20 protein-coding genes and 2 pseudogenes are annotated in these 18,998 nt (G+C 73.8%); 17 read left to right on the top strand and 5 right to left on the bottom strand.

All coding sequences use genetic code 11. The features are described from left to right. Positions 1–118: 118 nt before the first annotated feature. Together MRQ36_RS10225 and MRQ36_RS10220 are read left to right on the top strand one after the other, a co-directional pair. Positions 119–1,390 (top strand): sensor histidine kinase, encoded by a 1,272-nt coding sequence (locus tag MRQ36_RS10225; protein WP_374251107.1) that lies wholly within the window; start codon positions 119–121, stop codon positions 1,388–1,390. A gap of 21 nt (positions 1,391–1,411) precedes the next feature. Further along, positions 1,412–2,095 carry a response regulator transcription factor gene (locus MRQ36_RS10220; protein ID WP_242794630.1) on the top strand — a complete coding sequence of 228 codons (684 nt, stop codon included), beginning with the start codon at positions 1,412–1,414 and terminating at the stop codon, positions 2,093–2,095. A gap of 65 nt (positions 2,096–2,160) precedes the next feature. On the opposite strand, the gene MRQ36_RS10215 is transcribed toward MRQ36_RS10220, so the two are convergent. Beyond that, the gene (locus MRQ36_RS10215; RefSeq protein ID WP_242794629.1) at positions 2,161–2,811 is read right to left on the bottom strand and encodes an NADPH-dependent F420 reductase; all 651 of its coding nucleotides are present in this window, start codon (positions 2,809–2,811) and stop codon (positions 2,161–2,163) included. A gap of 170 nt (positions 2,812–2,981) precedes the next feature. On the opposite strand from MRQ36_RS10215, the gene MRQ36_RS10210 reads away from it, so the two are divergent. Beyond that, entirely contained in the window at positions 2,982–3,560 is a 579-nt protein-coding gene (locus MRQ36_RS10210; protein WP_242794628.1) for a TetR/AcrR family transcriptional regulator, read from the top strand. Positions 3,561–3,626: 66 nt separating this feature from the next. Here the strand turns inward: MRQ36_RS10210 and MRQ36_RS10205 are convergent, their stop codons facing one another. After that, on the bottom strand, positions 3,627–4,433 hold the full coding sequence (locus MRQ36_RS10205) for a hypothetical protein (protein WP_242794627.1): 807 nt from the start codon (positions 4,431–4,433) through the stop codon (positions 3,627–3,629). A gap of 74 nt (positions 4,434–4,507) precedes the next feature. Between MRQ36_RS10205 and MRQ36_RS10200 the strand changes: the two genes are divergently transcribed. Then, positions 4,508–5,452 carry a Ppx/GppA phosphatase family protein gene (locus MRQ36_RS10200; RefSeq protein ID WP_242794626.1) on the top strand — a complete coding sequence of 315 codons (945 nt, stop codon included), beginning with the start codon at positions 4,508–4,510 and terminating at the stop codon, positions 5,450–5,452. 76 nt (positions 5,453–5,528) lie between these two features. Next, entirely contained in the window at positions 5,529–6,335 is an 807-nt protein-coding gene (locus MRQ36_RS10195) for a sugar phosphate isomerase/epimerase (protein WP_242794625.1), read from the top strand. Between the two features lie 21 nt (positions 6,336–6,356). Here MRQ36_RS10195 and MRQ36_RS10190 read toward each other — a convergent pair whose 3' ends face one another. Genes MRQ36_RS10190 through MRQ36_RS10180 form a run of 3 tightly spaced genes read right to left on the bottom strand, consistent with a single transcriptional unit; the run spans position 6,357 to position 8,392 of the window. Next, positions 6,357–6,932: a CGNR zinc finger domain-containing protein gene (locus MRQ36_RS10190; protein ID WP_242794624.1), complete on the bottom strand. Its 576-nt coding sequence runs from the start codon at positions 6,930–6,932 to the stop codon at positions 6,357–6,359. Positions 6,933–6,951: 19 nt separating this feature from the next. Next, positions 6,952–8,118, bottom strand: a complete 1,167-nt coding sequence (locus MRQ36_RS10185) for a glutathionylspermidine synthase family protein (protein ID WP_242794623.1) — start codon at positions 8,116–8,118, stop codon at positions 6,952–6,954. Between the two features lies 1 nt (position 8,119). Further along, positions 8,120–8,392 carry a hypothetical protein gene (locus MRQ36_RS10180; RefSeq protein ID WP_242794622.1) on the bottom strand — a complete coding sequence of 91 codons (273 nt, stop codon included), beginning with the start codon at positions 8,390–8,392 and terminating at the stop codon, positions 8,120–8,122. A gap of 108 nt (positions 8,393–8,500) precedes the next feature. Between MRQ36_RS10180 and MRQ36_RS10175 the strand changes: the two genes are divergently transcribed. The 12 genes and pseudogenes from MRQ36_RS10175 to MRQ36_RS10120 all read left to right on the top strand — a co-directional run bounded on the left by MRQ36_RS10175 (position 8,501) and on the right by MRQ36_RS10120 (position 18,854). Continuing rightward, positions 8,501–9,421 carry a proline dehydrogenase family protein gene (locus MRQ36_RS10175; protein ID WP_242794621.1) on the top strand — a complete coding sequence of 307 codons (921 nt, stop codon included), beginning with the start codon at positions 8,501–8,503 and terminating at the stop codon, positions 9,419–9,421. Between the two features lie 102 nt (positions 9,422–9,523). Beyond that, the gene (locus tag MRQ36_RS10170; RefSeq protein ID WP_242794620.1) at positions 9,524–10,318 is read left to right on the top strand and encodes an alpha/beta fold hydrolase; all 795 of its coding nucleotides are present in this window, start codon (positions 9,524–9,526) and stop codon (positions 10,316–10,318) included. Beyond that, the gene (locus MRQ36_RS10165; protein WP_242794619.1) at positions 10,311–10,880 is read left to right on the top strand and encodes a TetR/AcrR family transcriptional regulator; all 570 of its coding nucleotides are present in this window, start codon (positions 10,311–10,313) and stop codon (positions 10,878–10,880) included. The genes MRQ36_RS10170 and MRQ36_RS10165 overlap by 8 nt, the downstream gene beginning before the upstream one ends. After that, a complete protein-coding gene (locus MRQ36_RS10160; protein WP_242794618.1) occupies positions 10,877–11,212 on the top strand; it encodes a YrdB family protein in 336 nt (111 codons plus the stop codon). The genes MRQ36_RS10165 and MRQ36_RS10160 overlap by 4 nt, the downstream gene beginning before the upstream one ends. Positions 11,213–12,083: 871 nt before the next feature. Beyond that, complete coding sequence (locus MRQ36_RS10155; RefSeq protein WP_242794617.1) at positions 12,084–12,467, top strand: hypothetical protein; 384 nt, start codon at positions 12,084–12,086, stop codon at positions 12,465–12,467. Next, a complete protein-coding gene (locus MRQ36_RS10150; protein WP_242794616.1) occupies positions 12,407–13,285 on the top strand; it encodes a hypothetical protein in 879 nt (292 codons plus the stop codon). Before MRQ36_RS10155 ends, MRQ36_RS10150 begins: the two co-directional genes overlap by 61 nt. 51 nt (positions 13,286–13,336) lie before the next feature. Continuing rightward, a pseudogene (locus tag MRQ36_RS10145) lies at positions 13,337–14,730 on the top strand (efflux RND transporter periplasmic adaptor subunit). Further along, positions 14,727–15,605, top strand: a pseudogene (locus tag MRQ36_RS10140) (ABC transporter ATP-binding protein); the annotation flags it as partial. The pseudogenes MRQ36_RS10145 and MRQ36_RS10140, both read left to right, overlap by 4 nt. A 98-nt stretch (positions 15,606–15,703) precedes the next feature. Then, the gene (locus MRQ36_RS10135; RefSeq protein ID WP_242794615.1) at positions 15,704–16,888 is read left to right on the top strand and encodes an ABC transporter permease; all 1,185 of its coding nucleotides are present in this window, start codon (positions 15,704–15,706) and stop codon (positions 16,886–16,888) included. A 237-nt stretch (positions 16,889–17,125) separates the two neighbouring features. Continuing rightward, a complete protein-coding gene (locus tag MRQ36_RS10130; RefSeq protein WP_046564428.1) occupies positions 17,126–17,335 on the top strand; it encodes a helix-turn-helix domain-containing protein in 210 nt (69 codons plus the stop codon). A 223-nt stretch (positions 17,336–17,558) separates the two neighbouring features. Next, positions 17,559–17,660, top strand: a complete 102-nt coding sequence (locus MRQ36_RS10125) for a 30S ribosomal protein bS22 (protein WP_007465623.1) — start codon at positions 17,559–17,561, stop codon at positions 17,658–17,660. 120 nt (positions 17,661–17,780) lie between these two features. Then, a complete protein-coding gene (locus tag MRQ36_RS10120; protein ID WP_242794614.1) occupies positions 17,781–18,854 on the top strand; it encodes an NAD-dependent epimerase/dehydratase family protein in 1,074 nt (357 codons plus the stop codon). Positions 18,855–18,998 lie beyond the last annotated feature (144 nt).

Here is an 18,998-nt window from a genome sequence, read left to right as displayed (position 1 = left end):
AACGACGCGGGGACGCGGGGTGAACTTTCCCGGAAGTGAGAGTGGTTCGTCCCGTTCTGGGCGATAGCCAGGTTAACAATGACCCTACGATCGCCAGGTGGAATGGGCGGTGGCGGCCATCGTGGCCGTGGCTCTGGTGACCGGACTGGTCGCCGGACTGCTGCTGTCCGGGCCCGTGAGGGCAAGGTGGCGCCGGGTGGCGTCGCCGGGGAGCACCGGCTCCCGCCGGAGCTCAGGGAGGCTCGCGATTCCCGACGACCAGCAGGCCGGGCTCCCCGGGCTCGGCCGCAAGACGATCGCCTCCCTCCGGGCCGGCGTGGTGGTGCTGGACCCGGACGACGTGCCGGTGCTGGTGAACCCGGCCGCCCGGGCGATGGGCCTGCTGCGTACCGGTGCCGCCCCCGGCTCGATCGCCGCGCACCCGCTGATCCGTACCCTGGCCGGCCAGGTGCGGCGGACCGGCGTGCGGCGCGAGATCGAGCTCGACCTGCCGCGGGGCCGCGACAACGCCGGGGTCAACCCGCTCGGCGTGCACCTGCGGGCGATGGGGCTGGGTGCCGGCTACATCGCCGTCGAGGCGGCCGACGTGACCGAGTCGCACCGGCTCGCCCGGGTCCGCCGCGACTTCGTGGCCAACGTCAGCCACGAGCTGAAGACCCCGATCGGTGCCCTCCAGCTGCTCGCCGAGGCGCTGGTCGACGCCACCGAGCCGGCCGACGAGGACGCCGCCGGCCTCTCCGAGGACATGCTGGCGGCCCGCCGGTTCGCCGAGCGGATCCAGCACGAGTCGACCCGGTTGGGCCGGCTGGTGCAGGAGCTGCTGGAACTGACCCGGCTCCAGGGCGCGGAGCCGCAGCCGCCGCCGGAGCCGGTCGCGGTGGACTGGGTGATCGCCGAGGTGCTCGACCGGACCCGGACCGCGGCCGCCGCCCGCCGGGTGGAGGTGGCCGTCGAGGGCGAGCGCGGCCTGACCGTGTACGGCAGCGACAGCCAGCTCGCCACCGCCGTGGCCAACCTGGTGGAGAACGCGATCAACTACTCCGGCGAGGACACCTGCGTACGGCTGACCGCCCGGCGGGCCGAGGACGTCGTCGAGATCGCCGTCACCGACCAGGGCATCGGCATCGCCCCGACCGACGTCGACCGGATCTTCGAGCGCTTCTACCGGGCCGACCAGGCGCGGTCCCGCTCCACCGGCGGCACCGGCCTCGGCCTGGCCATCGTCAAGCACATCGCGAGCAACCATGGCGGTCGGGTGGACGTGTCGAGCACTCTTGGGGGCGGGTCGACGTTCACCCTACGGCTGCCCGCCAGCCCCCCGGACGACCTGGAGGCGACACTCGCCTCCGCTGGGATCGAGGCCGGGCCGGCCGAGTTCCGGCAGGCCTGAACCACAGGAAAGGAACACCCGTTGAGCCGCGTACTGGTGGTCGAGGACGAGGAATCGTTCTCCGACGCCCTGTCCTACATGCTCCGCAAGGAGGGCTTCGAGGTCTCCGTCGCCGCGACGGGGCCGGACGCCCTCACCGAGTTCGACCGGACCGGCGCCGACATCGTGCTGCTCGACCTGATGCTGCCGGAGATGTCCGGCACCGAGGTCTGCCGGCAACTCCGGCAGCGCTCGCACGTGCCGATCATCATGGTCACCGCGCGGGACAGCGAGATCGACAAGGTGGTCGGCCTGGAGATCGGCGCCGACGACTACGTGACCAAACCGTACTCGCCGCGGGAGCTGGTGGCCCGGATCCGGGCGGTGCTGCGCCGGCAGACCGCCGAGGCCGCCGAGTCGGGCGCGCCGACGCTGGCCGCCGGCCCGGTGCGGATGGACATCGAGCGGCACGTGGTGACCGTCGAGGGAGCGGCCGTGCAGCTGCCGCTGAAGGAGTTCGAGCTGCTGGAGCTGCTGCTGCGCAACGCGGGCCGGGTGCTGACCCGGGGGCAGCTGATCGACCGGGTCTGGGGCGCCGACTACGTCGGTGACACCAAGACCCTGGACGTGCACGTCAAGCGGCTGCGCTCGAAGGTCGAGCCGGAGCCGTCCGCGCCGCGTTTCATCGTCACCGTGCGCGGTCTGGGCTACAAGTTCGAGCCGTGAGAGGTAAGGAGGGGCCCCCTGTTAACGCATTCGGTATAGCAGGGGCCCCTTCTTAACAGCTCAGCTCAGCGGACGACCTTGACGTTGAAGATGCCGGTGCCGAGCCGGCCGTAGAGGCGCAGCCAGAGCGGCAGCAGCATCTCGGTGCCACGGGCGGTGCCGATGTCGCCGAGGTCGATCACGTCGGTGTGGCCGAAGCTGGTGAGCAGCTCGGTCACCAGCGTCTTCGCCGCCGCGTCGTCGCCGGAGACGAAGACGCTGTGGTCGCCGTCGGCGAGCTGCCGGGGCTGGACCATCAGGTCGGCGGTGAGCGTGTTGAGTGCCTTCACCACCCTCGTCCGCGGGAACGCCCGCTGGATCCGCTCGCCCAGCGAGTCGTCGTTGAGCACCGACAGGGTGGGCGGGAAGCCGTTGGTGAAGTCGAGCGGGTTGGCGATGTCGAGCAGCACCTTGCCGGCCAGGTTCTCCTCGCCGGCGGCGGTCAGCGCGGGCAGCGAGCCGTCGCCGCTGGTCGCGTTCACCACCAGCTCCGCGCCCGCCGTGGCGTCGGCGTAGCCGGCCAGGGTGACGGTGGGGTGGGCGGCGGCCCACTCGGTCCAGTCGTCGCGGGCGGCGGTCGCGTCCCGCGTGCCGACGGTCACCTCGTGGCCCAGTTCGGCCGCCCGTCCGGCGATCGCCCGGCCGACCATGCCGGTGCCCAGTACTGCGATGCGCATGTCGATCCGTCCTCCGGTTGATCGCGCGATGCCGATGCCTCGCGCTCGTCGACGCCGACACTAACAGACAGGTCTGTCTACTGCGATGGTGTGCGCGGTCACGTCCTGACGGCCGGGGGAGACGGACCCGTCTGTAGACTTCTCCGGGCCACCCCGAGGAAGGACCGCCGATGCCCGCGCCGCGTACCCCTGCCGGCTCCGCCCGGGAGCGCATCCTGGACACCGCGTTCCGGCTCTTCTACGCGTACGGGCCGCGCGGGGTCGGGGTGGACACGGTGATCGCCGAGTCGGGCGTCGCGAAGGCCACCCTCTACAAGCACTTCCCCAGCAAGGACGACCTGGTCCTGGCCTATCTGGACAAGGTCGACCAGGCGTGGTTCGGGGCGCTGCGGTCGGCCGCCCGGGACGCCGGGGACGAGCCGCGGGCGCAGCTCGTCGGCATGTTCGACGCGCTCACCGGGGCCTGCCGACGGGAGGGCTACCACGGTTGCGCGTTCATCAACACCGCCGCCGAGTCGCCCGCCGGCAGCCCGGTGCACGCCCGTACGGTCGAACACAAGAACGTGGTCCGGGCCTGGGTGACCGACCTGGCCCGGCGGGCCGGCGCGGCCGAACCGGAACTGCTCGCCCGGCAGCTCACCCTGCTGCTCGACGGCGGACTGGCCGGCGGGGTGCTCGACGCCGACCCGGCCGTCGCCGAGGCGGCGAAGCGCACCGCCCGCGCCCTGGTCGACGCCGCCCTCGGCTGAGCCCGTGCTCCCGGTTGTTAACAGGGGCCCCTTCCTATACCGGAGGCGTTAACAAGGGGCCCCTCCTTACTCGCTGGCGGGGTGCGGGGCGACCTGGCCCTGGCGGAGCCGGGCGCCGCAGAGCTCGGCCAGCTTCGCGTACGCCGGGGCGCCGATCAGCGCGGTCAACTCCGGGCCGTACGAGACGTACATCGGCTCGGCGCCGACGTGCGCGTCGGTGGAGGAGGTGCACCACCAGTCCAGGTCGTGCCCGCCCGCGCCCCAGCCCCGCCGGTCGAACTCGGTCAGCGTGGAGATCAGCACCTTGGTGTTGTCGGGGCGCTCGTGCCAGTCCTGGTCCCGGCGGATCGGCAGCTGCCAGCAGACGTCCGGCTTGTACTCCAGGGGGTGCACCCCGTCGCGCAGCGCCTGGGCGTGCAGCGCGCAGCCGCCCCCGGCGGGAAAGTCGGCGTCGTTGAGGAAGACGCAGGGCGCGTCGACGGCCCGGGTGGCCGTCCGCCGGGCCGGGTTCTTGCCGTCGATCGTGTCGTTCTCGGTCCAGTTCTTGAAGCCCTTGCGGAAGTGCTGCCAGGTTTCCGGCGTGAGCCGCTTCACCGCCGCCCTCACCCGTTTCTCGTCGTCGGCGTCGGTGAAGAACGCGCCGTGCGAGCAGCAGCCGTCCTGGGCCCGACCGGCGACGATGCCGTGGCAGCCCTTGCCGAAGACGCACGTCCAGCGGGACAGCAGCCAGGTCAGGTCGGCCCGGACGAGATGCTTCTCGTCCGCCGGGTCGGTGAACTCGATCCACTCGCGGGGAAAGTCCAGCCCCACCTCGCGGCTCCGCGGGTCGTCGGGGTCGTCCACCAGCACCTGCAGCTCGATCTGGCCTGTCACCCGGCCCAGCGTACGCGGGGTGACCCCGACCGGCTGGCGAGCCGCCGAAACGTGTTGGCCCTAGGGTCTTCAGCATGCGACTGGGTGTCCTCGACGTCGGTTCCAACACGGTGCACCTGCTGGTGGTCGACGCCCACCACGGTGCCCACCCCTGGCCGGCACACTCCGAGAAGGTGGTGCTCCGGCTCGCCGAGCAGATCGGCCCGGACGGCGCGCTGACCGAGGCGGGCGCGGACGGGCTGGTCAAGGCGGTCAGCATGGCCCGCGCGGCGGCGGACGGCCTGGACGCCGACGACCTGCTCGCCTTCGCCACCTCCGCGGTCCGGGACGCCACCAACGCCGCCGAGGTGCTGACCCGGGTCCGCGAGGAGACCGGCGTACGGCTGGCGGTGCTCTCCGGCGCGGACGAGGCGCGGATGACCTTCCTCGCGGTCCGGCGCTGGTTCGGCTGGTCCGCCGGTCGGCTGCTGGCGATGGACATCGGCGGCGGGTCGCTGGAACTCGCGGCCGGCATCGACGAGGACCCGGCGGTGGCGGTGTCGCTGCCGCTGGGCGCGGGGCGGCTGAGCCGCGAGCGCCTGCGGGTCGATCCGGCCGGCACCCTGCCGCCGCCCGCCGAGGCCGTGGAGGAACTCCGGGAGTACGTCGACGAGCTGCTCGACCCGGTGCTGGAGAAGCTGACCGAGGTGGGCTGGGAGCGACCGGTCGCCACCTCGAAGACGTTCCGGATGTTGGCCCGGTTGGCCGGCGCGGCCCCGTCCAACGCCGGGCTGTGGGCCCGGCGCAGCCTCACCCGTACCGGGCTGCGGCAGGTGCTCGGCTTCATCCGGCACATCCCACCGGCACAGCTGGCCGAACTGGAGGGGGTCAGCACCGGCCGGGCCCACCAGCTGCTGGCCGGGGCGGTGGTGGCCGAGGCGGTGCTGCGCCGGCTGGACGTGGAGACCCTGGAGATCTGCCCGTGGGCGCTGCGGGAGGGCGTCATCCTCCGCCGGCTGGATCAGCTCGCGCCGATGTGATCCGCGCCGTACGGTCTGGGCGCTTTGCGGGTGCTCGTCCGGATGCTCCGCGCCGGGGGCGGCTACCCTGAGGGGTGTGACTTCCCGCGTCCCGGTGCTCCTCTCCAGTTCCTCGGTCTTCCCTGAGCGGACCGCGGCGGCGTTCCAGCTCGCCGCGGCGCTCGGCTACGACGGCGTCGAGGTGATGGTCTGGACCGACGTCGTCAGCCAGGACCCGGGCGCGCTGCGCGGGCTCTCCGCGCACTACGGCGTCCCGGTGCTCTCCGTCCACGCGCCCTGCCTGCTGGTCACCCAGCGGGTGTGGAGCCCCGACCCGTGGGAGCGGCTGCGCAAGGCCGCCGAGCTGGCCGAGACCCTGGAGGCACCCACCGTCGTGGTGCACCCGCCGTTCACCTGGCAGCGGGACTACGCGCGGAACTTCGCCGACGGCCTCGACAGGATCGCCGGCCAGTTCGGCGGGCTGCGCTTCGCGGTGGAGAACATGTACCCGGTCCGGATGGCCGGCCGGCAGTTCGTCCCGTACGTCCCCGGCTGGGACCCCACCGACACCGGGTACGCCTCCTACACCCTCGACCTGTCGCACTGCGCCGCGTCGCACACCGACGCGCTGGCGATGGCCGACCGGATGGGCGCCGGCCTGGCCCACGTGCACCTCGGCGACGGCACCGGCGAGGGGCGCGACGAGCACCTGGTGCCCGGGCGCGGCAGCCAGCCCTGCGCCGAGCTGCTGCGCTCGCTCGCCGGGCGGGGCTTCACCGGCTCGGTCGCGGTGGAGGTCACCACCCGGGGCGCGAAGAGCCGGGCCGTACGCGAGGCCGACCTGCGCGAGGCCCTGGAGTTCGCCCGCGCCAACCTGACCGCCCCGTCCCCGGTCGACGCCTGACGCGCCCCGTGCGGGCGGGGGTCAGCTGACCGGGGTCAGGGCGTCGGCGGTCGACGTGACGGTGACCTGTTCGCCGACGGCGGCCCGCTTGCGGGCCCGGTGCGCGGCCACGTGCGAGCGGGTGGCGCAGCGCTCCGAGCAGAACCGCCGGCAGCAGTTCGACGAGGTGTCCAGATAGACGTTGCCGCACCGGTCGTCGGCGCAGACCCCGAACCGGGCGCTGCCGTATTCACACAGCCAGACCGACAGGCCCCAGGCCGCCCCGGCCAGGTATTCGGCGCTGACCGACGCGCCCCGGCTGGTCACGTGCATGTGCCAGTCGCTGGAGTCGTGGCCGGAGATGCGCGGCTGCACCGGGAACGCCTCCAGCATGGCGTTCAGCTCGGCCACCGCCTGCGTGTCCCGCCCCGAGGTGCCGTACTCGAAGACGTCGCGGAGCCGCTTCTGCGCCCGCCGGAAGATCGCCAGGTCCCGCTCCGCGACCTCGTCGCGCATCCACGCGTTCTCGTCGGGGAAGAGGGCTCGCAGGTCGTCGAGGTCGTCCAGGCGGGCGTTGACGAGGTCAACGCCGGTCCGGGCGTACGCGTCGAAGTTCACGACACCAACGGTAGACGACTCACGGGGTGCGCGGCGTGTCGATGTAGTGCGGGAGGAACCGCGCGTAACCGTCCGTGATGAGGCTCTCGCTCTCCCGTACGCCGACGCCGGCGGACTCGCCGTCGACGATCCAGCTGCCCAGCACGGTCCGGTTGCCGGCGAACTCCGGCAGCGCCCGGAACTCCTGATAGCAGAAGCCCTCGTCGCCGTAGATGCCAGGATTGGTGAACTCGGTGTCGCCGGTGACGATCCGGACCGAGCCGCCCTCCCGGCCGAGCAGCGGCTTCGCCACGTACTCCGACATCCCGCGCGGCGAGTCCAGGTACGCCGGGAGCAGGTAGTCGTGGCCGGGGAAGAGTTCCCAGAGCACGGCCAGCAGCGCCTTGTTGGACAGCAGCAGCTTCCAGGCCGGCTCGATCCAGGTGGTCGGGGTGCCCGGCTCCAGCGCCAGCGGCCCGTACGGCTCGGCCAGCATCCACTCCCACGGATAGAGCTTGAAGCAGGTGGTGACCGGACGGTCGGTGGCGTCGACGAAGCGCCGGCCGTCCCAGCCGATCTGCTGGATCGGCAGCAGCGTGACGTCCAGCCCGGCCTGGCGGGCGGTCTCGGCCAGGTAGCCGGCGGTGATCTGGTCCTCGCCGGACTCCTCCTCGTTGGACCAGACCACGTGCACCCGCCGGTCGTGCAGGCCGGCGCCGATCTTCGCCCAGGCACCGACGAGCCGCTCGTGCAGGCTGTTCCACTGGTCCGCGGTGGGGTGGGTCTCCTCCAGCCAGAACCACTGGATGATGCCCGCCTCGACCAGCGAGGTCGGGGTGTCGGCGTTGTACTCCAGCAGCTTCGGCGGCCAGGAGCCGTCGTACCAGAGGTCGAAGCGGCCGTAGAGCGTCGGTGGCGCCTCCCGCAGCGAGCGGGCCACCGCCTCGGCGGCCCAGGCCGGGATGCCGAACTCGGCGTACCGGTGGCGGGCCACCACGTGCTCGGCGGCGGCCACCGACATCCGGTGCAGCTCCTCGGTCGCCTCCTCCAGCCGCAGCACCTCGTCCAGCTCGAAGGCGTACGCGGCGGTCTCGTCCCAGTAGGACATGATCTCGCCGTCGGGCAGTTCGGTGTCGACGTACACCAGGCCCTGGGAGCGGATGGTGTCGTCCCAGTCGGGGCGGGGGGTGCTGGCCTCGCGCCGCACCTCAGCCGCCGCAGGAGGCGAGGTGGGTGCCGAACCCGCCGCGCTCCGGCACCGGCGCGGCGACCGGTTCCGGCGCGGTCCGGGCGGCGGCCGGTGCGGGCAGCCGCAGCGCCACCGCCACGGTGTCGCCGCCACCGCCGGCCGGGCCCAGCGCGCAGTCGTCATCGTCGTCGTCGTAGCCGTTGTTGCAGCCGGAGAGGGCGAGCGCGAGAGCGGTCAGCGCGCCGAGCTGCACGGTGGCCGACCGGAGTCGGCGTCGGGGGCGTGGGTCCACGTGAACGTTGTAGCCGATCACCGCCAGCCGTGGGACCCCCGGCAACCCTGCGTCACGTTCGCCGCCGCCGCCGGGCGGGGGGCGGTGGGCGGGCGTTACGCTCGGCTCATGCTCCGTTCCGTCATCCTCGCCGCCTCCCGGTCATCCCAGGTCGAGCGGCTCGTCGCGACGGCTCCCTTCACCCGGGACGTCGTCCGCCGGTTCGTCGCCGGCGCCGGCACGGACGACGCGTTGCGCGCGACCCGCGAACTCGTCGCCGACGGCCTTGCGGTCACCCTCGACAACCTCGGCGAGGACACCGTCACCCCCGAGCAGGCCAACGCCACCCGGGACGAATACCTCAAGTTGCTGTCGATGCTGCACGGCTCGGGCCTGACCCCGGCGGCGGAGGTGAGCGTCAAGCTCTCCGCCCTCGGCCAGAAGTTCGACGAGCAGCTCGCCTACGACAACGCGCGGGCGATCTGCGTGGCGGCCGACGCGGCGGGCACCACGGTCACCCTGGACATGGAGGACCACACCACCACCGACTCGACCCTGGACGTGCTGGCCAAGCTGCGGAAGGACTTCCCGGCGACCGGTGCGGTGCTCCAGGCGTACCTGCGGCGGACCGAGTCGGACTGCCGGGAGCTGGCCGGGTCGGGGTCGCGGGTGCGGCTGTGCAAGGGGGCCTACAAGGAGCCCGAGTCGGTGGCCTACCAGTCGGCCCGCGAGGTGGACAAGTCGTACGTGCGCTGCCTGAACGTGCTGATGTCCGGCGAGGGCTACCCGATGCTGGCCACTCACGACCCGCGCCTGATCGCCATCGGCGAGGACCGGGCCCGCTGGTTCGACCGTGGCCCGGACCGCTTCGAGTTCCAGATGCTCTACGGCATCCGCCCCGAGGAGCAGGCCCGCCTGGTGGGCGAGGGTTACACGGTCCGCACCTACCTGCCCTACGGCGAGGACTGGTACGGCTATCTGATGCGCCGGCTGGCCGAGCGCCCGGCCAACCTCATGTTTTTCGGTCGGGCCCTGGTCTCGAAGAAGTAGCTCGACCGGTCGCACGGGCCGACGGGAAGCGTTTCCCGTCGGCCCTTCTGCGTTTCGGGCAGGGGTTGACGCAGTGAAGCTAAGTGTATTAGCTTTTTGGCTATGATGATTAGCCAGCTGGCGCGCGACGACGGAACCATTGCGTACGAGGTGCACGGGGAGGGGCCGCTGGTGGTCCTGTCGCACGGCATGGGAGAGAACCGCCGGTCCTTCCGCCACCTGATCCCGCTCCTGGTCCAGGCCGGTCACCGGGTGGCCTCCGTCGACGTGCGGGGGCACGGCGACTCCAGCCCGCACTGGCCGACGTACGCACCGGCCGAGGTGGGCGCCGACCTGCTGGCCGTGGTGCGTGCCCTCGGCGGCGGCCCGGCCACCCTGGTCGGCAGCTCGTCCAGCGGTGCCGCCGTCGTCTTCGCCGCCGCCGACGCGCCGGAGCTGGTCAACGGCATCGTGCAGCTCAGCCCGTTCGTCGCCGAGCCGAAGCCCAACGCGGTCCTGCGGGCCGTCCAGGCGGTGGTGCTGCGCAGCCCCCGGCTGTTCGGCATGTTCCACAAGACGCTCTTCCCCGCCGCGCGGCCCGCCGACGACGCGGCGTACCGCAAGGAGCTGGTGGCGGCGCTGCGCGGCCGGATGGACGCGGTGCGCGGGGTGGTCGCGCCGGTCGCGCCGCACTGGACCGCGCGGGCCGGCGAGGTGCGCCAGCCGGTCCTGGTCCTGATGGGTACGAAGGACCCCGACTTCCCGGACCCCGGCGCGGAGGCGCGGGCCGCCCGCCGGCAGTTCACCACCGCCGAGGCGCGCATGATCGACGACTCCGGCCACTACCCGCACGCCGACCAGCCGGCGGCCACCGCCGCCCAGCTCGTCGAGTTCCTCGCGGTGACCTCCGGTGCCTAGGGCCGGCCTGACGCCGCAGACCGTCGTCCGCGAGGCCGCCCGGCTCGCCGACGAGGTCGGCTACGACCGGCTCACCCTGGCCGCGCTCGCCGGCCGGCTCGGCGTCGCCCTGCCCAGCCTCTACAAGCACGTCCGCGGCGTCGACGCGCTGAACCAGCGACTCGGTGCGCTGGCCCTCGCGGAACTCGCCGACGAGATGACCACCGCCGCCGGGGGACGGGCCGGGGTGGACGCGCTGCGCGGCGTCGCCGCCGCCTGGCGCGACTACGCCCACCGGCACCCCGGCCGCTACCCGGCGGCCCAGCAGGTGCCCGACGCCGGCGACCCCGACCACGTCGCGGCCGGCCGCCGCGCGCTCGACGCGATCTACGCCATCCTCATCGGGTACGGCCTGACCGGCGACGACGCCGTCGACGCCGCCCGGATCTTCCGCAGCGCGGTGCACGGCTTCATCACCCTGGAGGCGGCCGGCGGATTCGGCCTGCCCCACGGCATCGACCGCTCGTTCGACCAGTTGGTGGCCGTCCTGGACACCGCGTTCCGAAACTGGAGTTCCTCATGAAGGCCCTGCTGTCGACCCTCGCGTTCCTGCTGGAGCTGGCGATGCTCGCCGCCGCCGGCTGGTGGGGTTTCACCCTCGACGCGGGGTGGCCGGTACGCCTCGTCGCCGGCATCGGTGCGCCCCTGCTGATCGCCGTCGTCTGGGGCGTCTTCTGCTCACCGAGGGCCGCCGTGGCGCTGCCGGCGCCCGGCAAGCTCGCCGTGCAGGCCGCCTGTTTCGTCACCGGCGGCGTGCTGCTCGCGCTCGCCGGCCACCCGGTGCCGGCCACCCTGCTGGTCGTGCTCTGGGCGGTCGACAAGACCCTGCTCCGCCTCGCCGGCGACCCCGTCTGACCTGCTCACGGCCCGACCTGCTCCGCCCCCGGCCAAGCCCGCTCAGCCTGGCTCGGCTCGGCTCGGCTCGGCCTGGCTCGGCTCGGCCTGGCTCGGCTCGGCCTGGCTCGGCCTGGCTCGGCCTGGCTCGGCCTGGCTCGGCCTGGCTCGGCCTGGCTCGGCCTGGCTCGGCCTGGCTCGGCCTGGCTCGGCCTGGTCCGGTCCGGTCGGTTCGGCCTGGTCTGGTGGGTCCGGTTCGCTCCGATCGGCTCGGCCCGCCGGCCTGTCGCGGCCGACTGGAACGGAGGGGCCGCTCTACTGCCTACGAACTTGATTACATCAATGAATCAGTCGATCACCGCTCTCCTCGAGCGCTGCCGGCGGTCGGTGATTCACCAATGCGTTCAAGTTCGTAGGCAGCCGACTGCGTCCGCTCCCGAAGAGCGATTGTCACCGCGCGTCCCGGACGCGCGGGTTGGTCTGGACCGGATCGCCCGATTGGTCGTACCCTTCGCCGGTGACTGACGGCGACCAGCAGCCCGGTGAGGTGACCACGGACACTGCGCCGCCCGAAGCCGATGATCCGACTGCCGGACGTGAAGGGGCCACAGCTCCGGGACCGCGCCCGGGCGGTGAGACGGTCGCCACCGGCACGGACGTTCCCCGTTCCCGCCGGGCACCGATCCTTCAGCCCGCCCCGGCTCCCGCGCAGGCTCCCGCCCTCGCGGAGATACCGGCCCCCGCGCAGGTTCCGGCCCTCGCACAGGTTCCCGCCCCCGCGCTGGCCCCGGTCGACGAACCCGTTGCGGCCCAGAAAGCTGAGCCGCAGCCGCAGCCGCAGCCGCAGCCGCAGCGTCGGCGGCGGTGGGGGTGGTGGGCGGCGCTCGCGGCGGTGGTCGTGCTGCTGAGCTGCGCGCTGCCCGCCGTACTCCTGGTCGGGCTGGTCGGTGACGCGGCCGGCCGGTCGGCCACCGGCGACGACGCGGCCACCGCCGCGGCCCGTCGCCTCGGCACGCGGATCACCGCGCAACTCGACCGGCAGGCCGCGGCGCTGCTCGGCGGCGACCGGGCCGGGTTCCTCGCCGTCGCGGAGCCGGCGGCCCGCGCCGGCCTGACCCGGCGGTACGCGGCGCTGCGGGCGCTCCGGGTGACCGTGTGGCGGCCGGCGGCGGACGAGGCGCCCACGCGGTGGCCGGCCGACCGGGGGAGTGGGAGTTGCCGGTCAGCGTGGGCTACTGCTTCGTCGTGCCGGAGTGCACGCCGGCCACGGTGGTGATCGGCACCCGCTGGCGGGAGGCCGGTGAGCAGCCCCGGCTGCTCGCGTTCGACGAGTCCCGGGCCGCGCCGGCCGGTGCCCGGCCCTGGGAGGTCAGCGACCTGGCGGTGGCGTTCGGGAAGCGGACCGTCGTCGCCACCACGCCCGCACTGCGGGCCCGGCTGCCCGCCCTGCTCACCCAGGCCGAAACGGCGGCGAAGGTCGCCGACCTGTACGCGGTGGGCACCGCGCCACCCGACCGCTATCTGGTCTTCTACGCCGGTCGGGACGAATGGTCCCGCTGGTACGGCGGCGGTCGTCCCGCGTGGACGGCCGGTTACGCGGTCGGCGTCGGCGGCGGCCACCACGACGTGGTGCTGAACGCGGCGAGCCTGACCTCCGCCGGGGCCGACGACCTGCTCCGGCACGAGCTGACCCACGCCGCCTCGCTGCCCGACCGGGGCTATTCCGGCCGGGCCAACTGGTGGCTGGTGGAGGGACTCGCCGAGTACGCCGGCGCGGACGGCCAACCGGTGCGGCGCTACGAAGGGCTCGCCGAGGTGCGGAAACTCGTCGGGAGCGGGTGGAACGGCCGGCTGGACGGGCTGGCCCCGCCCGACAACGCGGCCGACGACCGGGTGGGCGGCAGCTACGGGATCGGCTACCTGGCCGTCCGGCACCTCGTCGACCGGTACGGGGAACAGCGGCTGCTGGACTTCTTCCGGGCGGTGATCCACGACCGGGACCCCGTCGAGCAGGCGTCCGAGCGGGTCTTCGGCGAGCAGTGGTCCACGCTGCACGACGACTGCGTCGCCTACGTCCGCGGCGTGGTCGGCTGACCACGGACCGAGGCCCGGCCGTGACGTCGACACCCGTCGACGGGTCGTAGCATGGGTCGGGTGGCCCGCACCCACTCGCCGCGGCCCTCGATCGCCACGCGGCCCCGCCTGCTCACCGCCCTCCTCGCCGTCGTCGCCCTCACCGGCACCACCGCCGCCTCCTGCGGTGACGAGAAGTCCTCCGTCACGCTCGCCCCGGTCGGCCGGTCCGCCGTCGCCGAGGTGATCGATGCCCCGGCCACGGTGACCGCCCGATCCGCCGCGACCCTCACCGCCCCCGCCGACGGCACCCTCGCCAGCCTGCGTGTCCAGCCCGGACAGCGGGTACGCCGGGGGCAGGTGCTCGCGGTGATCAGCTCACCGTCCGCCCAGGACCGGCTCCGGCAGGCCCGCGACGCGCTCCGCGCCGCGAAGCGCGCCGGCCGGGGCGTCGGGGTCGGTGACCTGGGCGGCAGCCGGCGCGGCACCGACCGGGCCGCCGCCGACGCGTTCGCCGCGGCCCGACCGCCGCCGGGAAGATCGGCGATGCGAAGCTGCGTTCCGCGCTGCTGCTCCAGGTCGAGTCCGCGCAGCAGCAGTACGCCTCGGCCGCCCGCGCCGCCGACCGCGCGGTCGCCGCGGTGCAGCGTGGCGTGGCGGGGCTGAACTCCGCCGTCGGCGCGCTCTCCAGCGCCCAACGCCTCCAGGCCCAGCAGGCGTACGACCTGGCGAAGGCGACCGTCGACGCGCTCACCCTGCGGGCGCCCGTCGACGGGGTGGTGCAGCCCGGTGGCACCCGTACCGGCACCGGGTCGACCGACCTGGCCGGTCTGCTGGGCGCGGCCGGTCCGGGTGGGACGGGGGTCGACGCGTCGGCGTTCGCGCCCGCCCAGGGTGGCCCGCCGCCCGGCGTGGACGACGCCGTGCCGGCCGGTGGCCGGGTCACCGCGGGCACGCCCGTGCTCACCGTCGTCGACCTCGGCGAGCTGGGGCTGCTCGCCCAGGTCGACGAGACGGACGTGCTGCTGGTCCGCGCCGGGCTGACCGCCACCGTCGAGCTGGACGCGGTCACCGGCGCCACCTACGACGCCCGGGTCCGCTCGGTCGACGTGCTGCCCAGCAGCTCCGCCCGGGGCGGAGTGACCTATCGGGTGCGGCTGGCCCTCGGCGCGGGTCGCCTCGGCGAGGGCGAGGCCGCCCCCACCCCGCGCCCCGGCATGAACGCCGTGGTCCACCTCCGGGTACGCGAGGCCGCCGACGCGGTGGCCGTACCCGCCTCGGCGGTCTTCTCCGCCGACGGTCGGGACGCGGTCTGGGTGCTGCGGGACGGGAAGGCGGACCGGGTGCCCGTCACGCTGGGTGTGCAGGGGCAGGACCTGGTGCAGATCGTCAGCGGCGTGCAGGCCGGCGACCGGGTCGTGGTCCGGGGCGCCGACCAGGTCCGCGACGGTCAGCAGCTGAGGTGAACACCGTCCTGCCGGACGGGGTGCCGGCCATCGAGGCGGTCGACGTGTCCCGGACGTACGAGCTGGACGGGGTGTCGGTGCCGGCGCTGCGCGGGGTGTCGCTGACCATCGCCGCCGGTGACTACGTGGCGGTGATCGGGCCGTCCGGCTCCGGCAAGTCCACCCTGATGCACCTGCTGGGCGGGCTGGACAAGCCCACCGGCGGCCGGCTGGTGATCGGCGGCCGGGACGTGGCGACGCTGACCGCCCCGGAGCTGGCGACCCTGCGCAACGAGACCATCGGCTTCGTCTTCCAGGCGTTCCACCTGCTGCCCCGTACGTCCGCCGTGGACAACGTGGCGCTGCCGCTGGTCTACCGGGGGGTCGGCGCGCGGCAGCGGCGGGAACGGGCGGCGGCGATGCTCGGCCGGGTGGGGCTCGGGCACCGGCTGCACCACCGGCCCAACCAGCTCTCCGGCGGCGAGCAGCAGCGGGTGGCGATCGCCCGGGCACTGGTCACCGACCCGGCGGTGCTGCTCGCCGACGAGCCCACCGGCAACCTGGACACGGTGACCGGTGAGGCGGTGCTGGAGCTGCTGGAACGGCTGAACGCCGAGTCCGGGGTGGCGCTGGTGATGGTCACCCACGACCAGGAGGTGGCCGCCCGGGCCCGCCGGCAGATCGCCGTCCGGGACGGGCTCGTGCGATCCGACACGGTCACCGCGACCGCCGGCCCGCTTCATGATCCACCGCCGTCGGACCCCGACGGTCGACCTGCGACACTGGACGCCGCTCCCAGCGCGGAGCCCCGGTCCGCGTCCGGAAGCGGTCCGGGGCACCCGTCCGGTGGCTCCGGTGGCGCCGCCGGAGCCACCGGACGCCTTCCGCGCGGGGCGGCGCTCTCCGCGCGTACCACCGTCGGCGGAACCGGCGGACAGCCGGCGGCCGGCGACGGACCGGCACCCGACGCGGACCGGCCGGCGGGAGGTGCCCGGTGAGGGTGGCCGAGGCGTGGCGGGTGGCGCTGGACGCGCTGCGGGCCAACCGGATGCGCAGCGCGCTGACCATGCTCGGCGTGATCATCGGGGTGGCCTCGGTGGTGATCCTGGTCGCCATCGGCACCGGCACCAAGCAGCAGGTCGAGCGGCAGGTCGAAGGGCTCGGCTCCAACCTGCTCCTGGTGGTGCCCGGCAAGATCGACGTCGGTACCGCCCCGGTGGTCTCGCCGCTGACCCTCAAGGACGTGGACGCGGTCACCCGGGTGGTCGGCGACCCGTCCCGGGTGGCGGTCACCGTCGCCTCCGGCGCCACCGCGCGGGCCGGCAACCGCTCCGACTTCACCACCGTCCAGGGTGTGCTGGAGACCACCCCGGCGGTCTTCACCCGGTCGCTGGCCCGGGGCCGCTACCTGACCCGGGCCGACGTCGACACCAGCCGGCGGGTGGCGGTGCTCGGCGCGTCCGTGGCCACCGCCCTCTTCCCCGACCGGGAACCGCTCGGCCAGCAGGTGGCGCTCGCCGGGGTGCGGTTCCGGGTGATCGGTGTCTTCGCGCCTCTCGGGCAGAGCCTCGGCGTGGACCGCGACGACGAGGTGCACGTGCCGGTGACCGCCGCGCAGCGGCTCTGGGGCACCCAACGGGTCGACGGCATCGCGGTCAAGGCACCGGACCGGGAACGGATCGGCGAACTGGGCGACCGGATCACCGCCGAGCTGTCCCGCCGGCACCCGGACACCGAGTTCAGCGCGGTCACCCAGCAGCAGATCCTCGGGGTGCTCGGCGACATCCTCGGCGTGCTCACCGGGGTGCTGGCCGCGATCGCCGGCATCTCGCTGCTGGTCGGCGGCGTCGGCGTCTCCAACATCATGCTGGTCTCCGTCCGGGAACGGACCCGGGAGATCGGGCTGCGCAAGGCGGTCGGTGCGCGGCCCCGGGACATCGGCGTGCAGTTCCTGCTGGAGGCGGTCCTGCTCACCGCCATCGGTGGCCTGACCGGGATGGCCCTCGGGGTGGGCACCGCCCTGCTGGTCGACGCGTTCTCCCCGATCCCCGCCGCGATCACCTGGTGGTCGCTGGCGCTCGCCTTCGGCGTCTCCGCCGCGGTCGGCATCGTCTTCGGGGTGGTCCCGGCGCAGCGGGCCGGCCGGCTCGACCCGGTGGTGGCGCTGCGCGCCGAGTGAGCGGGCCCGGTCGCCCGGGCCGGGAGCGGTCCCGGCAACGGGACGAGGAACTCAACCGGGGGTAAAACGCCTGGTCAACACTGGGAAAACGGCCAGTACCCCATGATCAACAGCAGGAAGGGATCGCGCCGGTCACAACCGCCCCGCTACCGTACTGGTAACACGCGCGTTGCCGTTCCGACGGGACGATCCCGCCGGCCCCGGCACGCGCCGGGCATGGGAATGGGTCGGTGAGCCATGGCCGGGTCGCAGTCCGACGCTCGACTGTCGGATGTCAGGTTCCTGACCGTCGCCGAGGTGGCGACGGTCATGCGGGTGTCCAAGATGACGGTCTACCGTCTCGTGCACAGCGGTGAGCTCACCGCCGTCCGGGTCGGCCGGTCGTTCCGGGTCCCCGAGCACGCGGTGCACGAATACCTGCGGGGCGCCTTCCAGGAAACCGCCTGACGCACCGCCGCACGCTGCGGCGAGTGCGACGTAAACGGGCATCGACGGGGGCGCGTTGGTCCTGCTGACGCACTCCGGCTACCCTGGAGCCCGACCGTGACCGCACGCTGGTGCGCCCTGCCCACCACACGCTGGTCCGGTCCGTTGTCCGCACGCGGTCACCGACGCCACCCGTGGTGGTGTCGCCCGGTCCGCCCCGCACGTTGCATCGAAAGGCTGTCGTATGGGCTCGGTGGTCAAGAAGCGCCGCAAGCGCATGGCTAAGAAGAAGCACCGCAAGCTGCTGCGCAAGACCCGCGTCCAGCGTCGCCGTCTCGGCAAGTGACCGGGGCCGGGCTACGGCCCGGCTTCCGGCACCACTTGCCAACTGTCGACTCTCGGAGGCTCAGGTGATCAGGCCGCGCACGTCCCGGCTCGATCCCGCCTGCCGGGCGAGGCGCACGACATGACCCCCGGTGGCACCCCAGGTGCTCCGGGGGTCGTCGTCGTGACCGGGGTCGGCCGCTATCTCGGCGCCCACGTCGCCGCCCGGCTCGCCGCCGACCCCCGCATCGAGCGGGTCATCGGCGTCGACCCGACCACTCCCGGGCCCGAGGTCACCGACCTGCTCGACCGGGTCGAACGGGTCCGCCTCGACCTGGACTCCCTCGGCGGCCTCCTCGCCGACCTCGACGTCGACGCCGTCGTCCACCTGGCCCTGGTCAGTGCCCCCGACCCGCAGCACGGCGGCCGGTCGGCCATGAAGGAACAGAACGTCATCGGCACCATGCAGCTGCTCGCCGCCTGCCAGCGGGCGCCCCGGCTGCGCAAGCTCGTGGTCCGCTCCTCGACCGCCGCGTACGGCGCGTCGTTCCGCGACCCCGCCGTCTTCACCGAGGAGACCGAGCCGCGCGAGGTGCCGCGCGGCGGTTTCGGCCGCGACATCCTCGACATCGAGGGGTACGTCCGCGGCTTCCGCCGCCGCCGGCCCGACGTCACCGCCACGGTGCTGCGCTTCGCGCCGTTCATCGGCTCCACGGCCGACACCACGCTCACCCGCTACTTCTCCCAGCCGGTGGTGCCCACCGTCTTCGGCCGCGACCCCCGGCTCCAGTTCGTGCACTTCGACGACGCCCTGGAGGTGCTGCACCGGTCCATCGTCGAGGACCATCCGGGCACCTACAACGTCGCCGGGCCGGGCGTGCTCTCCCTGTCCCAGGCGATCCGGCGGGCCGGCCGGGTGGCCATGCCGGTGCTGGAGCCCGGCCTCTCCGGCGCCGCCGCCGTCGCCCGCAGCCTCGGTTTCGGCCGCTACGGTTTGGACCAGGTGGACCTCTTCGTGCACGGTCGGGTGGTGGACACCAGTCGACTGGAGCAGGAGTACGGCTTCACGCCCCGTACCACCGCCGCCGCGTTCGAGGACTTCATCCGCGCGCACCACGGCGGCGTGGTGGTGACCCGGGACCAGCTGAGCGTGGCCGAGGCGCTGGTGCTGGAAGGCATCCGGCAGGTCCGCTCGGCCGTCCGGGAGCGCCCGTGACCGGCCGGGACGAGCGGGGCGACGCCCGCTACGACGTACCGCTGACCGTGGCCGGACCGGATGCGGAGCCGGCGCGGCGCAACGGACACCGCCGGGCGACGGTGGCCGCCGCCGACCCGGCACCGCTCGACGAGCCGGACACCG

Source organism: Micromonospora sp. R77 (assembly GCF_022747945.1).
In the GTDB taxonomy this organism is placed as follows: Bacteria; Actinomycetota; Actinomycetes; order Mycobacteriales; family Micromonosporaceae; genus Micromonospora.
Note: the sequence above shows the minus strand (reverse complement) of the source record. Positions and strands in the feature narration are given on the sequence as shown.